Raw genomic sequence first — 14,794 nt, forward strand, 5'->3', positions numbered from 1 at the left:
AAAAATTCACCATACTCGATTATCACTACTCCATTATTTTTTATGAAGCTTAATAGATCTTCACTAATTTTTAAATTTGATATATAAATCGGTACCATATTATTTCTACTTTTAATGGTAATATCCTGGCAGGTATCTAGACAATTAAGGTAAACCAACACATACAATCAATCCTAATTAAAATATAAAGACAAAAAAATCACTTCATCCTTACTATCTCTTTTCTCAGTTCGGTTATCATTTTAGAAATATCTTCTAGAGATACAGGATTGTCTTTATCTTTTGGATTGGGAAAATCAGTGCTTATAAAGGCCTTGGACTCCCAAATTTCAAAAACTTCTTTGGCAGGCATTTCATAAGGCTTATACTGCTCATTGTCCGAAACCAGATAAAGGCTGCCTTTTTCTTCTATATAATTAAATACACGCTTATATACTATACCTTCGGAATCTGTGACCAGGATATAAGTCTTTCCGCTTTTAATATCATTTAATTGCTCCACATATTCCCCTATGATGATTGTACCCGATACCAGAGGAAGCATGCTGTCTCCGTTGATTTCAAAAGCCCTGTAGGTCTTAGACCTCGAGAGGTTTGGCAAGTGAAACTGCGGCAAGTTTTCCATATATTCCGGATCAGCATACCCGTTAAGGTACCCAGCTGAGGCCTTCTGGCCCACTAGAGATATGTGTTCATTATTGGCAGCATCCACGGCTATTGTGAGTATATTTACATTCCGTTTGGAAGCGCCTACCCTCCCATCTTGCTCGAGGTTCCTGTTTAAGAGTTCATCTACCGAAACCCCAAAAGTCTCGGCCAAGGTCTGAAGTGCCATCAACTTTGGCTCTGATCTACCGTCTTCATAGGCGGAGATCATAGTTCTTTTAACTCCAAGCTTTTCACAGAGCATCTCTTGGGTAAAATTCTTCTGCCTCCGTAAATACCTTAAATTTTTGCTGAGAAACATGGATCGTATTTAAGCACTGTAAAGATAAAAATTATGGTCATCATGCCAGTTTCTTTTAAATGAAAACCTGTACATATCTAGTTTGGATTGCCTGATCTGTTCCAGGCGCTCCCTGATTTCACGAATGACGTCACTCACCGGACGGACTCCGTCGACCAATAGGTAGCCATACTGTGGCTTAGACTGATCATCAATAAAAAATTTGACCTGACAATTACCCGAAGCCAGCTGCTTGGTTATGATTCGGATTTTAGGGAAAGTTTCCATAGTAGTTGTTGTTTTACAATAGCTAATATAGAAATGTTAATTTAATAAACAAAAATTTGTTATTAAAAGTAACATTATTACGACACTTATTGTCATTATTTTTAATTTTTTGAGTGTAAGTTAAATGGTTATCTTATTATAGACGACAACAGCAGTCATTTTTCATTAAACTAATAGCTGCAAAAAAGTCTAATAAAATATTTATGAAAAAATTTAAACTTTGGAATATGTACTATCTATATCGACAGCTATATTTAGAATATTAAAAATACAATAAAAGTAATTATGTCATATTATGTATTATTTTATAAAACAGTGGATGACTATATCGTAAGGCGGATTCCCTACCGTGAAGAACATCTTCGACTAGCTGAGGAGGCCCGTATAAAAGGAGATTTGGTAATGGCAGGTGCACTATCTGATCCGGCGGATGAAGCCTTACTCATTTTTCAATGCGAATCAACTGACGTAGTAGAGGAATTTGCCAAAAATGACCCTTATGTCCGTAATGGCTTGATAAGCGAATGGAAAGTACGACCCTGGGCGGTAGTAATCAAACAGTAACTTATCTGAAGAATAGATAATCAAATTTATATAATTGAATATTAACTAGAAATAAAAGGCATATAAAAAGGGATGTATCCTGCATTAAAATATGCATACCATAGCGCTCTACCTGCTTTAAAAGCCAAAATACCACGATGCAATAGAAAAATAGATCAGCACCCCACATATATCGGCAATAGAAGTGATCAGTGGTGCACTGGCGGTAGCTGGGTCTAGCTTCAGCTTTGTCAATATTATGGGTAATACGATACCTACCAGACTTCCACTTACTACAGAAAGGATCATGGTGGAAGTCACCACCACCATGACTTCCGGTGCACGGAAATAGGCTACCAGACCCACACCTATAGCCATAGTGACACCTAACAACAATGAAACCGAAATTTCCTTGGCCACTAAACGCATCCAGTCTTTAGGATTTACATCTCCCAGCGCCAAAGAACGGATCATGAGACTGGCAGTCTGAGCCCCTGCATTCCCACCACTGTCTATAAGTAGAGGCAAGAAAAAACTAACGCTACCACAGACTCGATCACATCTTCAAAGTTGGCAATCGCCGCACCTGAAAACACATTCATAAAAACAAGCGTCGTGAGCCATAAAACCCGCTTGTTATAAATATAAAACACCCCTGCTTTCAAAGGATTGATTATCGCATCCTGTATAGAACCAAATCTATGAAAATCCTCTGTAGACTCTTTTTCCACCACATCCATGACATCATCGATGGTCACTATCCCAATGAGGACACCTTTTGTGTCCAGTACCGGAAGGGCTACTCTATCGTAGTCCTGAAACATACGTATAGCTGTCTCCTGATCATCTTCTGCCTGCAAAGCGACAAACCTATGATCCATAAGTTCAAATATCTTCTGCGTAGGAGAAGCCAATATAATATGTTTGATGTCAATATCATCGACCATAAACCCTTCGCGATTGACTACATAGATAATATTGAGCGTTTCAGACATTTCGCCATTTTGCCTTATGTGGTTCAGAGCTTCATCGATGGTGAGCTGAGGCTGCAACGCTACATAATTAGGCGTCATGAGCCTTCCTATGCTGTCTTGGGGATAACCCAATAAAACAGTAGTAGTCCTTTGATCTTCTTCTGACAATAAAGCTATCAGACGTTTGGAAACCTCACCGGGGAGTTCCTCCAGAAAAGATGTACGCACATCTGGACTGATATCTTTTAGCAGAAGCGATATGATATCTATATTTTGGGCTAGACCGTTTACGATGTTTTCTTTTTTAAATCGGGAAAGATAGTGAAATACTTCCTTGGCCTGCTCTCGGGACAGCAGGCGAAAAAGAACCACCTCCTGTTTTATGGGAAGTTCTTCAATAAGACGGGCTATCTGAAAGTTGTCCATCTGATTTAGCTTGCGCTTAACTTCCTCCCATTCTCTGTTTCTGATTAAATTTCTAAAATCCGCTTTATTTTCTGACAACATCATCTCATATTCCTTATGGCTGCCTATTCAAATATTATGCCTTCAGGTTTATTCCGTTACGAAGGGAGTTTTGCATTTCCTATGTAGCCACCACTCAGTTTATGTCCTTCTAAAGATTTTTTCCTGTTCTACATTTATAAATGATATGGGGGTTTAAGCTATTGCTTGAGCTATTGAAATAAGTTATTAATGAAGTCTTGGTAAACCATTAAAATGAGAAAATTATTTAGATAGCTGTATAATAAGATATATTTTCTATACATATGGACAGCTTATAAAAAAGAAATACCGGCAGTATACTGCCGGTATAAAATCCTATGAGTTTTTCAAACCTGATGAAGGGTCAAGAATTAACACCCACATATATTTGATTTGAAAAACATTTCATTGGACTAGACATTTTACCTCCTTTCTTTAAATGGACGAACAGCCTCGATAACTATAAAGCTGGATAACCCCTTGTTACTGCTATAATTAAGCGAAAAATTTTTATAAAAGTTTAATTATCTTCCATTTATTTCTTCAACTTAACCGGAAGTGGCTCACCCTCAGGGATAAAATTCATAGATACAGAATTGACACAGTGTCGGGTATTTTTAGCAGTAAAACGCTCCCCCTTAAATTCATGACCCAAATGACCGTCACAGTTGGCACACAGAATCTCTATCCGATACCCGCCAAAATCTTTTCTCCGCTTGACAGACCCTTTAATCTCATCATCAAAACTCGGCCAACCACAGTGGCCGTCAAATTTATCATCTGATCGGTAAAGGGGTGCATTGCACTGCTTGCAGATATAGGTACCGGATTCATAGTGATCGTCATATTCACCTGTAAATGGCCTTTCAGTTCCTTTTTTTTTGATCACATGTTCTTCAAATTCTGTTAGCTGATTAAAAGGTTCTGATTTGCCATCCTTGATTGTAAAAGGAGTGCCGTTAGTCTCTAAAGATTTTTGATTCTGGGTATTCTGTTTATTGGTTTCCTGAGCATAGGAACTCAAGGCTATTCCAAAAACGAAAGACAGGATTAAGAAAATTCTTATCATTGTTATTTTTTTTATTTTAAACATACTGGGTCGCAATAAAGTGCAATGGCTAATCATTTTTAGGATCATACTTTACCATATACGGATAATTCTTTATAACTAGACCAAGGTATTTAGTAACCTGGAATAAATTTTAATATTCATTGATTTCTCTATGCTCACTTCTCATTTTCGGTTATATTGCTGGACGCAATACTTTTTATGAATGAAGATCAGCAAGAAAAAATTTCTATATAGTCTTTTTGTTTTATTAGGCCTAGTAGGTTTGTATGCCTTTTGGTTTGAAAGACTTTTCCTTCAATGGAACTACTTCGATATATCAAAAGGGCTGAATAAAAAGATAAAATTAATCCAGCTTTCGGACATCCACCTGCAAAAAATGGACAACCATCACCGCTTAATGGCTGAAAGGATCAACATGGAAGACCCAGATCTTTTGCTTTTTAAAGGGGACACTATCGATGCTTGGGAAAATATGGCTGAACTAGATTAGTTCCTGGGTCTATTAGGTCTAAACATTCAGAAAATCGCTATTACAGGCAACTGGGAATATTGGGGAAATGTTGACCTCAAAGAGCTGAAAACACTTTATGCTGCCCACAAATGTCAATTGTTGATCAATGAATCGCGCCAGTTCCTCTTTAAAGGCAGGAGTATTTCCGTGACCGGAATTGACGACATGATTGGAGGCCAAGCTGATTGTCTACTAGCCAAACAGGAGATTACACCCAGTGATCTCAATCTGGTCCTCTCCCACTGCCCTGCTCACCGAGACATCATAAAGCATGAAAACGGGGATGATTTAAGATTAGACTTAATTCTTTCTGGCCATACCCACGGAGGACAGATAAATTTCTTTGGATTGGTGCCTTTCAAGCCCCGCGGAAGCGGAAACTATCTCAGCGGATGGTACATGGAAAATGGTCCTCCCTTATATGTATCTAAGGGCATAGGGACCAGTCTGATCCCCCTGAGATGTGGAGCAAGGGCCGAAGTTGCAGTTTTTGAGGTTGAAATATATTTAGCATTAAATTTTATCGCGCTTACTAAATGTGGAGATGGTATAATAAGAAGCTTGGTTTGAAAAATCACAACTAATAGTACCTATCAGGTTGGTGGTATAATGCAGTTCTATACTTTCTTTCTGATCTTGTATCTTAAATAATGAGCCCCTGATTTAAGATTATCTTTATGATGGAAACATCAAAGACCCAATTCAAGTTTGATTTTAATAATTAAACCAATAAAAATACCTAGAACTAGGTGTTGTACATATGATTATATTGTTCTAATATTGAAATTAACTAAAATAATTTTATATGAAAACAAATTTTACCCCCCACTACTAATTCTTTAAGGGCAATTTGTCTTTACTTTTTATTTGTATTAATATCTATATCGTGTATAGAGCATCAAGATGAAATCATTATAGAGTCAGTCATCAAAGACCCTAAACTTAAGTAAATAGAAGCTTGGTTTAACAGAAGTGAAAAAAGTTTACATTCAAAAATTGATCCCCACGCAAGTCAGAAAAATGATGATCTTACGCTAACTTTACCCTTTTCAGAAAAAGAACTCGATTGGTCTGACTATCATCATTTTGAATTTTCTGACGGAAGAGAAGTATATGAAGTCAAGACCAGAAATAAAACTGAAATATTCCCCTTACATTTTTACAACAGATATGATGGAAAGAGATCGGAACTATATACCGAAACGCTTCTTTTTATTGAAAATCCCGGTAAAGAAAAGTATTATATGCTTATCCTGAGATATTTCCAGATCAAAGGAAATCCAACAAAAATAAATTATAATAATGTCCAGCCAAATTGGACTGGTAGTATAGATGTATTTAACTATCAGGAAAAACATTTAAGGACCTTCAATTTTGAAAAAGGAAAGCTCATATCATATGTTAGATTCAGTCCCCCAAATACAAAACAGATAGGGAAAAATTAAAATATCACTTGTTGGAATTCCATAACCTATCTCCCTTCCTATGTGGTCTGTATAGGGATTGATTGCTCGATTTATTCCGGAGGGTCTATTTCAAGAACAGAATGCCAATTCAATGGAGGTGGTGGTGGTTCCGGTCCTCCGGGTTCTTTTTGTGATGATACAAATTGTAATGAGTTCCCTAGTCCGGGATCAGGGCCTCCATTAAATGAAGAACTAATCATAAATAACCTTAAAGACCCTTGTGCAAGGGAGATATTTCAAAGTATTGGAAACGCGAGTAAAATCAACTCTCCATTTGAAACTGGAAATTCAAACCCTCTTGCTTATATTGATTTTGCATCAGAGATTTATAAGATGTTTGCTGAATCTAAAAATTTTAATTTAATTATTTCAAATACTGAGGTTCAGGGTAAAACAGGTATAACCACATCCATTTTTAATTCTTCTAATGGAAAAAAAGAAGTTCATATAATCTTATCAAATGATTATTTAAATAAAGCCACAAGACTTTCCATTGCCAGAACAATAATTCATGAAATGGTACATGGGTACATTATTTATGAACTTAATAATCAAAATTATGAATTCAGTTATCATTTTGATGAAAATTATAGTAAATATAAAACTTCGAATAGAGCTCACCATGAATTTATGGGTGCTTATGTGGACATGATTGCTTTCTCTCTTAAAAAAATGGGATTCAATTTTTGATGATGGGCATGGAAATTTAGGTGAAGATTATTATAAGTCAATGGCTTATGGAGGATTATTTAGGGATAAATCTAATACCCCTACTGATAGTTTTAAATCTCAAGTCCCAGATTTAAGTAAAAGAAACAAAATTATTGAAATCCTACTAAAAGAACAAAATGGTGAATTCTCTGCAAAATGCAAAAAATGTAATTAAGGTATTAATGGTTGTTTTGTTTTTCATCCCAGTCCAGTATGAACTATTTTGCCAAACTGTAAATGACAAAATTCATAAAACCTTTCTGAAAATGGCAGATACTAAAGATAATATACCAATTTACAGTCAGGTTAAAACAAACAAAGATTGGTTGAAATTTTTATCCGACAGTTCCAATATTGAAAACGGACTCCGAGGAGGGTGTAGGATTAAAAACCTTCATGAAGTATTTAAAAATTTTGATTTATATATAGATGGAAAAAGTTATTACAGTAATTTTAACAGATGGGAGAAGAAAAAATTACCAGGCTTTAAGCTTATAGAAAAGTTACCCCAAAATGGGAAATATATTGAATATTCTCCGCCATTAATATCAGGAGAATGGGGTATCATTAGAAAAATGTATTATGAGAATAAGGAACTCTTAGAAGATTCTATATTGATTTATCAATCTGGAAATAAGCGAGATTGGCATCAAGTCTGCCAACTATACTTACTTCAAAGTTTTCCTCATTAACCTTATTTATGCTTCTAAATTATTAGAATTGATACATCATATCATTAAACAGTTAATGATCGTCTATAGATATTTGCTAAGGCTGTAACACTTTAATTTATATATATTAAAAGACTCCCTTTTATTGAAAGTCTTTCATTTCAATCCATTGTTTATTTATATTCCTATTACCTAGAAGAAAATAACCTCCATTAAATAATAGCTGTTTAATTGTTATAAACACTCAGAATTACAATTGACTCCCAGATTTATCATGATATGCTACATCAGGAAGCAGGCATAACATAAGAAAGGCCCCCATCCGGGAGCCTTTCTTATTTTTTCAAATATTCTTATATGTCTTTATTTAACACCAAAAATCTTTGAATCTTCTTTTTATTTGTAGTGACTTTTCTCATTAACCATCACTTCCCAAACTTACCCTTCAGCAATGCTAGCTTAGCCGCCATATCACCTTCGGGTTCTTTTTCCTCTTTTGGCTTCCTTTCTCGTCTTCCTCCACCACCAGTGGGTTTCTTCTCGGCAAAAGGATCTGACTTCATGCTCAGCCCTATTCTTTTTCTGGCGGTATCCACTTCCATTACGGTCACCTCTACTTTTTGGTTTACAGTCACTACCTCATTGGGATCAGAGATATAGCGGTCTGCCATATTACTCAGATGAACCAAGCCATCCTGATGTACGCCTATGTCCACAAATGCCCCGAAGTTGGTAATATTGGTAATGATGCCTGGGAGCTTCATGCCTACCTTTAAATCTTTCATCTCGTTTACCCCTTCCTGGAAATTGAAGACTTCAAAAGTTTCACGCGGATCTCTTCCCGGCTTGGAAAGCTCAGACATGATATCCTGAAGGGTAGGAAGACCTACTGTTTCGGAAACATAATTTTTAAGGATAATTTTTTCCCTTAGCTCATCACTTTTCATCAGCTCACTGACCTTTGCATTGATATCCTTTGCCATCTTCTCCACTACAGCGTAACTCTCCGGATGGACGGCACTGGCATCCATCGGGTTTTTGGCCCCTCGGATTCTGAGGAAACCCGCAGCCTGCTCATAAGCTTTATCGCCAAGACGAGGCACTTTTTTTATTTCCGAACGGCTCTTAAAAGGTCCGTTTTCATTTCTATATTCTACTATCTTGGCCGCCAAAGCCGGGCCTAGACCTGACACATAAGTCAATAGCTCTTTGGAAGCAGTATTGATCTCTACTCCCACTGCATTTACACAGCTCATTACGGTATCGTCCAAAGAGTTATTCAACGCAGCCTGATCCACATCATGCTGGTATTGGCCCACACCGATGGATTTGGCATCGATCTTTACCAGTTCAGCCAAAGGGTCCATCAGCCTTCTGCCGATAGAAACCGCTCCTCTTACGGTCAGGTCATGGTCAGGAAATTCATCCCGGGCCACCTGAGAAGCAGAATAAATAGAGGCTCCACTTTCGTTCACCATCACTACAAGTACATGCTTTGGTAGGCCAAGGGATTTTACAAAAGATTCTGTTTCCCTACTGGCAGTACCGTTGCCTATAGCAATGGCCTTAATATCATATTTCTCCACCCAGTGTTTAACCAAGGCCCCTGATTCTGCTATTTTCTTTTGCGGCTCATTTGGATAGATGGCATCATAGTGCAACAATTGGCCCTGCGGCCCCAGACATACGGTCTTGCATCCAGTCCGGAAACCTGGATCTATCGCCAATACAGCTTGCTCTCCAAGGGGAGCACCCAAAAGAAGTTGTCTCAGGTTTTCCGTAAAAACTTTGATTGCTTCTTCGTCTGCCCTCTTTTTAGAATATAATCTTACCTCTGTTTCCATAGAAGGCTTTAACAGTCTTTTATAGCAATCTTTGATCGCCAGCTTCACCTGCTCTGCCGCACGGTTGTTTTCCACAACCACCATCTTTTCCATCAGCGCAATAGCATCAAGTTCCTCTGGAGTACTATCCAACATCAAAAACAGCTCCTTCTCTCCCCTTCTCATGGCCAGCACCCTGTGTGAAGGGGCTGTCTTTACAGGCTCCGTCCAATCAAAATAATCTTTATATTTTATGGCTTCCTCTTCTTTTCCCGGAATGACTTTAGAGACAAATTTACCTTCATCAATAAAGAGTTTCCGCATTTTAATCCTTAATTCAGCATTTTCATTGATCCATTCAGCCATAATATCCCGGGCGCCCGCAAGAGCCTCTTCTTCCGTATTGACCTCTTTCTCCGGATCGATGTACTTTTTAGCTTCAGCCATAACATCAAAGGACTCTTGTGAAAATATCCGAGTGGCCAAGGGTTCAAGCCCTTTTTCTTTGGCTATAGTAGCTTTGGTCCTTCTTTTAGGCTTATAGGGTAGATAGAGATCTTCCAGTACTGCCATAGTCTCGGCAGCGTCTAATTTTTTCTCTAGTTCGGGAGTGAGTTTGCCTTGTTCCTTAATAGATTTTAAGATAGCCTCTTTTCTTTTATCCAGATCTCGAAGCTGCTGCACGCGGTCCCTTATGGCGGACACTTGCACTTCGTCTAAACTGCCCGTGACTTCTTTCCTGTATCTTGAGATAAATGGAACAGTAGCTCCTTCATCTAAAAGATCAATGGTGTCAGAAACCTGTTTCTGTTTTATTTTCAGCTCTTCGGCTATCTTCAGGTAATGGTTGATGTTCATGTTTTAATAGTTTGTCAATAGATTGCCATCTATAGTAGGCAATAATATGCTAAGCGGCTGCAATTTAATCCTTCTGAAAGAGTTTTCTTAAAGCTTTGTGGTTTTATTGTAGGGCTAATGGATAATCAATTGGCACTCAGGATTAGTGTTTATTTGACATCCCATTTTAAATTGGGTTATAATGGCTTTATATAAATGCCCTTGTCGACATGACCCTATACATAAGATCTTAATTGTCAAAAACAGTTTCCACAACCTAGGACCAATATTTGCTAACAAATATTTTTTATGTTTACTTGATTACTTTCCATGCATTTTATAAAAAAGTGTTATTCCCTGTCCAAAACTTCCTTTAAAATTTTTGCAGACAATCACCCTGTAAAATTTGCATCAGCCATTGCCTACTTTTCATTGTTTGCACTGCCATCTATGTTGCTGATCATTCTTTATTTCTTTAGCATGTTTTTTCCTGTGGAAATGATTGTGGATTTATTAAAAGAGGAACTTTCCATAGTGGTGGGACAAGATGGCGCAAACATTCTGGTAGTCATTACTGAAAACTATAAAGGACAGGCAGAGCAGAATTTATTCACGCTGGTAATATATTCCGTTGTAATTTTTTGGCTATCCACTCAGTTGTTTCGACTGTTCCAAAATTCTCTGAACGATCTTTGGCTGGTCAAACCAAAATTCACTAATTTTTGGCAACGCATATGGATGGAGAGGGTGCTGACTTTTTTTCTGGTCATTGGATCTGGAGTATTATTATTTTCTTCTATCGCAGTAGAATGGGGGCTGGAAATGCTCCTGGGTTCAGACAGCCAGCAAAGTGGATGGACGCTTACTTCTGTATTGGTAAACATAATTACTGCTATTTTTGTATTCTTTTGGTTCAGCTTACTTTATAAAGTATTGCCAGCAGTTAAAATTAAATGGGGACCTACCTTAGTAGGGGCATGGGTCACTTCGATACTTTTTATCATAGGATATCTTTTGATATGGGAATTTGTGGTCAAAAGGGAGTTGGAGGATTTTTATGATGTGGCCGCATCTATCATAGTGGTAGCCCTATGGATATTTTATGCCTCACTGGTTTTTCTATACGGCGCCAGCTTTACAAAGGCCTATTCTAATGATCGGGGCAAAGCAATAGAACCAGCTTCTTATGCTTATAAATTCAAAAAAGTAAAAGATGAGTAAAAAATTCCTATTATGTCATAGGACTTATGGTTTCATTAAAAAATAATTCATAGAAAGACTTTAAGGGGGGCGTAATAAAATAATTTTACTTTTTTAATCAATAGTAAAAACCGTTTAATATCTAATGTAGAAAAATTCATTATATATTATAGTGGGCAATAAACCAATGAGTTATTTGGATAGAACATGAAATCCCCATATATACCAACATTAAATAAATCATTCATCATTAATACATTTACTCCACAGATATTACTTCCAATTCTTCAACTAAGCCACCTATCTGAAAGCTAACCCTGTCCTTTTCTACTTTTCCCACTACTGCTTTAGCGATAGGGGCAATAAAAGCTATTTTACCTTGCTTCACATCAGCCTCATCCACTCCTACAATGGTAAATTTCCTTAAAAAACCTGGCTTTCTACCTTTAATGGTTTTAAGACAAACAGTTGAGCCAAATCTGATTTCTTTTGAAGCATCAGATGACATTTCGACTACTCTCGCAGAATTGATACGTTCTATCAGCAGCTTTAGCTTGCCTTCTATCATCAGGTTTTCGTAGCGCTTTTCTGCTTCATTTTCCTTTTTATTGCCAGACTTTTCTTCCTCTAATTTTATTTTTTCATCCAATAAGGCCTGAAGTCCTTCTACTGTGACATAATTCGTGACACCTGGAGGTAATGCTGCCCTGGGCGGAATAAGCGGTGCTTCTTCCTGATCTTCTTCTTTTACAAATCCTCTGCTCATCTTGTTTAACTTTAGATATAAAGTAGCTACAAAAATGATTCCCTTAATATAATGTAATGATCAGTCCCTTGGGTAAATCAGCTTTCTTTACTAAATACCATCAGGTATACGACTACTAAAATCATAAAAATAATCGTAAAGCTTTTCATCCTCATCATGATACCTAAATTGCTCAGGCTATTGGCAAATATTAAAGTGGTAGCAATAAAAAAAAGAAAACCGAAACTCAGGTATACAGGCATCTTACGGACCCCGGCTCTGTCTCCATAAAAAGCCAACATAGGTACAGCCGCCACATAAATCAAATTTTCAATTGATGCTACATAACTTTCCCAATGGTAAGCATCAAAAAAGAGGGGACGAAAAAGAAAAGTCAATACCCTTTGCACTTGATTATAAGAAGCCAAATTGACTGATGAACCTGCCTGCTGCAGTAAAGTAATCTGATAATCCATTAAACTCCCCATACTCGTGAGAGAAAGATCAGAGATATTCAGATACTGGACCAATATGGGTGACATCACCAATAAAACAATCCCTGCGCATATCGATATAATCATTTTGTTCTTTAAGGCAAACACAGGCGATATCCCAAATATCAATCCAATAAGAGCAAGGGCCAAAAACCCAAGATGTGGCCTTATTAAAAACAATAGTCCACAGGCAGGGATCAACTGCCAGCCAAACTTATGAAGATATGACATTCCCCAAAGCAGCCATGCTAGTGCAAAGAGGGTAATGGATTCTTTACCTATACCGGCAGACCAAAAATGAAGGCTGGGAAGAAAAAACACACATAAGTAGATGGGTTGCCTACGCAAAGGGGCTTCTTTTATAAAAGCCTGATAGCTGAGCAGAAACAGGATCCTTATTCCTAAATAGCCCATCATTCCCCACAGATAATTACCTGTGATGAAGGACAGGTCCATAATTTTATATAATAAAAAGTTAAGCCACTGGACAAAAAATGTACTCAACCCAAAATAATCCATCCACCGTTCACTTGGTCCTGTCATCACATTAGTAGTTAATGTCCAGTAAGCTAATGCATCCCCTCCTTTCTTTAAAATATAACAACTAAAAACACTAGTAAATAATAGGTGATAAACCCATAAAGCTTGTAATTGAACATAAATCCGCTTAGGAATATGCCAACGGGTGGCTATTCTAACGTTAGCATAAAAATTAAAGAAGACAATAAGCACCAGTAAGGAAAGATCTAGCATAAAAAAACACATCAGATTGAACAAAAGATAAGGTAAAATAAACCTTCTAATCTGCTAAAAATCATCCCTCCAGACCAATAGATAAATCATTGTTCCCCTTCGAGTTAGAATTTTAGAGCATTCCTGTAGTCTAAAATAGATTTTTGAATCGAAAAATGAGAAAGGGCGAGCTCTCGAATATTGGTACGGTCCAATAATTTTAGCTTTGTAAGCCAGTGTAATGCCTTGGACAAACTACTGCCTTTTTTGTGTTTATATGGGTGAATATATCCTGAGAATTCTTTTAATAACAGCGCTGTATCCCCTATTCCGGTACTTGAGATGGTAGGAAGGCCCATAAGGAGGTATTCGCCTAATTTAATCGGAGACAGTCCTCTCAGACTATATGCTGGCCTCCTCAGGTTAAAAGCAACATCAGCTGCAGACAAGTACTCAGGTACCTCGTTATAATCGAGATTGATAATATGAATGGAAGATTTTAGGTTAATAGGAATGCGGTTTTTAACGTATCCTCCATCTGGAGTGAGGACAATCCATTCTGCACCGGAATTTATTTGTTTGTATGCATTAAAAATTTCTACCATTTCTTCCCACCCATACTGGGGCCCTAAGCCACCTGAATACACAAATAGCGTGTCTTCATTACCAAGATCCAACTTTGCCCTGATCTTTTGGCGAGCTTTAATATCAAACCGGAACTGCCAGGGATCCTTTCCATTGGTTACTTTAAAAAATTTAGTCCTATATACTTCACCTATAGTACCTACATGAATATTGATAGCTTTAAACGTCCGGGTAAGTACCCTGTCTGCACGGTGCAATAGTTTACTTTCCTGGCTTTTAAGGCATCGGTACTGAAACCCTTTTTCATTCACTCCACCGAAATCCACCCTTTCTTCTAAGGGCATTCCGTCCGCATCAAATACTATTTTAATTCGTTGCTTTTTGATGAATTCATAATTGAAATTGACCATAGCTGCTGGCATGGTAGACCTCGGCATTATGATATCGATCTTATTTTCTTCTAAGTAATGTTTTAAAAAACGGATACCTTTCATTAAAGTATTAACCGTACCTATGCTTACTATAGGCCTGCGATAAACCTCAATATGACTATAGTTAATTCCATAATCTTTAGCCAATGCTTTAAGCCTTAAAACTTCTTCTCCATCTGCCCAGGAAAACTGAAGTACATAACAAGCTAACCCGCTCTGTTGTATTCCTGCTAAAATTGGAAAAAAAAGATTTTCCATATAATTTGTACGATCAGAATC

At 37.3% G+C, this 14,794-nt stretch carries 15 protein-coding genes; 6 read left to right on the plus strand and 9 right to left on the minus strand.

The genetic code is table 11. The features are described 5' to 3' along the window. Nucleotides 1-199: 199 nt before the first annotated feature. Nucleotides 200-967 carry an XRE family transcriptional regulator gene (locus tag EL17_RS03995; protein WP_035070482.1) on the minus strand — a complete coding sequence of 256 codons (768 nt, stop codon included), beginning with the start codon at nucleotides 965-967 and terminating at the stop codon, nucleotides 200-202. Between the two features lie 9 nt (nucleotides 968-976). After that, nucleotides 977-1,234 carry a hypothetical protein gene (locus EL17_RS04000; RefSeq protein ID WP_035070488.1) on the minus strand — a complete coding sequence of 86 codons (258 nt, stop codon included), beginning with the start codon at nucleotides 1,232-1,234 and terminating at the stop codon, nucleotides 977-979. Between the two features lie 285 nt (nucleotides 1,235-1,519). On the opposite strand from EL17_RS04000, the gene EL17_RS04005 reads away from it, so the two are divergent. Beyond that, nucleotides 1,520-1,798, plus strand: coding sequence for a YciI-like protein (locus tag EL17_RS04005; RefSeq protein ID WP_035070494.1), 279 nt, complete (start codon nucleotides 1,520-1,522; stop codon nucleotides 1,796-1,798). 117 nt (nucleotides 1,799-1,915) lie between these two features. On the opposite strand, the gene EL17_RS23860 is transcribed toward EL17_RS04005, so the two are convergent. From EL17_RS23860 to EL17_RS04015, 3 genes are all read right to left on the minus strand, one after another. Further along, a complete protein-coding gene (locus EL17_RS23860; protein ID WP_205623534.1) occupies nucleotides 1,916-2,305 on the minus strand; it encodes a magnesium transporter in 390 nt (129 codons plus the stop codon). Beyond that, a complete protein-coding gene (mgtE, locus tag EL17_RS04010; protein WP_205623535.1) occupies nucleotides 2,290-3,261 on the minus strand; it encodes a magnesium transporter in 972 nt (323 codons plus the stop codon). The genes EL17_RS23860 and mgtE overlap by 16 nt, the downstream gene beginning before the upstream one ends. Nucleotides 3,262-3,772: 511 nt before the next feature. Next, a complete protein-coding gene (locus EL17_RS04015; RefSeq protein WP_164674951.1) occupies nucleotides 3,773-4,306 on the minus strand; it encodes a methionine-R-sulfoxide reductase in 534 nt (177 codons plus the stop codon). Between the two features lie 205 nt (nucleotides 4,307-4,511). Between EL17_RS04015 and EL17_RS23865 the strand changes: the two genes are divergently transcribed. The 4 genes from EL17_RS23865 (at nucleotide 4,512) to EL17_RS04040 (ending at nucleotide 7,689) form a co-directional block, all read left to right on the plus strand. Further along, nucleotides 4,512-4,799 carry a metallophosphoesterase family protein gene (locus EL17_RS23865; RefSeq protein ID WP_205623536.1) on the plus strand — a complete coding sequence of 96 codons (288 nt, stop codon included), beginning with the start codon at nucleotides 4,512-4,514 and terminating at the stop codon, nucleotides 4,797-4,799. 39 nt (nucleotides 4,800-4,838) lie between these two features. Beyond that, nucleotides 4,839-5,390: a metallophosphoesterase gene (locus tag EL17_RS23870; RefSeq protein WP_394332156.1), complete on the plus strand. Its 552-nt coding sequence runs from the start codon at nucleotides 4,839-4,841 to the stop codon at nucleotides 5,388-5,390. A gap of 917 nt (nucleotides 5,391-6,307) precedes the next feature. Further along, the gene (locus EL17_RS04030) at nucleotides 6,308-6,976 is read left to right on the plus strand and encodes a SprT-like domain-containing protein (RefSeq protein ID WP_035070504.1); all 669 of its coding nucleotides are present in this window, start codon (nucleotides 6,308-6,310) and stop codon (nucleotides 6,974-6,976) included. Nucleotides 6,977-7,263: 287 nt separating this feature from the next. Further along, nucleotides 7,264-7,689, plus strand: coding sequence for a hypothetical protein (locus EL17_RS04040; protein ID WP_164674952.1), 426 nt, complete (start codon nucleotides 7,264-7,266; stop codon nucleotides 7,687-7,689). Nucleotides 7,690-8,093: 404 nt separating this feature from the next. Here EL17_RS04040 and EL17_RS04045 read toward each other — a convergent pair whose 3' ends face one another. Next, nucleotides 8,094-10,349: a Tex family protein gene (locus tag EL17_RS04045; protein WP_035070518.1), complete on the minus strand. Its 2,256-nt coding sequence runs from the start codon at nucleotides 10,347-10,349 to the stop codon at nucleotides 8,094-8,096. 309 nt (nucleotides 10,350-10,658) lie between these two features. Here EL17_RS04045 and EL17_RS04050 point away from each other — a divergent pair, with 309 nt between their 5' ends. After that, nucleotides 10,659-11,549 carry a YihY/virulence factor BrkB family protein gene (locus EL17_RS04050; RefSeq protein WP_035070521.1) on the plus strand — a complete coding sequence of 297 codons (891 nt, stop codon included), beginning with the start codon at nucleotides 10,659-10,661 and terminating at the stop codon, nucleotides 11,547-11,549. 238 nt (nucleotides 11,550-11,787) lie between these two features. On the opposite strand, the gene EL17_RS04055 is transcribed toward EL17_RS04050, so the two are convergent. The 3 genes from EL17_RS04055 to EL17_RS04065 form a co-directional block, all read right to left on the minus strand. Further along, nucleotides 11,788-12,294, minus strand: coding sequence for a GreA/GreB family elongation factor (locus EL17_RS04055; protein ID WP_035070524.1), 507 nt, complete (start codon nucleotides 12,292-12,294; stop codon nucleotides 11,788-11,790). Nucleotides 12,295-12,371: 77 nt separating this feature from the next. Then, nucleotides 12,372-13,310, minus strand: coding sequence for a hypothetical protein (locus EL17_RS04060; protein WP_164674953.1), 939 nt, complete (start codon nucleotides 13,308-13,310; stop codon nucleotides 12,372-12,374). A 314-nt stretch (nucleotides 13,311-13,624) separates the two neighbouring features. Beyond that, nucleotides 13,625-14,773 carry a glycosyltransferase family 4 protein gene (locus tag EL17_RS04065; RefSeq protein WP_164674954.1) on the minus strand — a complete coding sequence of 383 codons (1,149 nt, stop codon included), beginning with the start codon at nucleotides 14,771-14,773 and terminating at the stop codon, nucleotides 13,625-13,627. Nucleotides 14,774-14,794 lie beyond the last annotated feature (21 nt).

Origin of the sequence: Anditalea andensis, assembly GCF_000714815.1 — a bacterium.
Classification (GTDB): domain Bacteria; phylum Bacteroidota; class Bacteroidia; order Cytophagales; family Cyclobacteriaceae; genus Anditalea; species Anditalea andensis.

Excerpts from the sequence above, each read along its gene's own strand:
- EL17_RS04060 (WP_164674953.1), bottom strand. The coding sequence starts at position 13,310 with ATGACAGGACCAAGTGAACGGTGGATGGATTATTTTGGGTTGAGTACA.
- EL17_RS04015 (WP_164674951.1), bottom strand. The coding sequence starts at position 4,306 with ATGATAAGAATTTTCTTAATCCTGTCTTTCGTTTTTGGAATAGCCTTG.
- mgtE (WP_205623535.1), bottom strand. The coding sequence starts at position 3,261 with ATGATGTTGTCAGAAAATAAAGCGGATTTTAGAAATTTAATCAGAAAC.
- EL17_RS04005 (WP_035070494.1), top strand. The coding sequence starts at position 1,520 with ATGTCATATTATGTATTATTTTATAAAACAGTGGATGACTATATCGTA.
- EL17_RS04055 (WP_035070524.1), bottom strand. The coding sequence starts at position 12,294 with ATGAGCAGAGGATTTGTAAAAGAAGAAGATCAGGAAGAAGCACCGCTT.
- EL17_RS04050 (WP_035070521.1), top strand. The coding sequence starts at position 10,659 with ATGCATTTTATAAAAAAGTGTTATTCCCTGTCCAAAACTTCCTTTAAA.
- EL17_RS03995 (WP_035070482.1), bottom strand. The coding sequence starts at position 967 with ATGTTTCTCAGCAAAAATTTAAGGTATTTACGGAGGCAGAAGAATTTT.
- EL17_RS04000 (WP_035070488.1), bottom strand. The coding sequence starts at position 1,234 with ATGGAAACTTTCCCTAAAATCCGAATCATAACCAAGCAGCTGGCTTCG.
- EL17_RS04045 (WP_035070518.1), bottom strand. The coding sequence starts at position 10,349 with ATGAACATCAACCATTACCTGAAGATAGCCGAAGAGCTGAAAATAAAA.
- EL17_RS23865 (WP_205623536.1), top strand. The coding sequence starts at position 4,512 with ATGAAGATCAGCAAGAAAAAATTTCTATATAGTCTTTTTGTTTTATTA.
- EL17_RS04040 (WP_164674952.1), top strand. The coding sequence starts at position 7,264 with ATGGCAGATACTAAAGATAATATACCAATTTACAGTCAGGTTAAAACA.
- EL17_RS04065 (WP_164674954.1), bottom strand. The coding sequence starts at position 14,773 with ATGGAAAATCTTTTTTTTCCAATTTTAGCAGGAATACAACAGAGCGGG.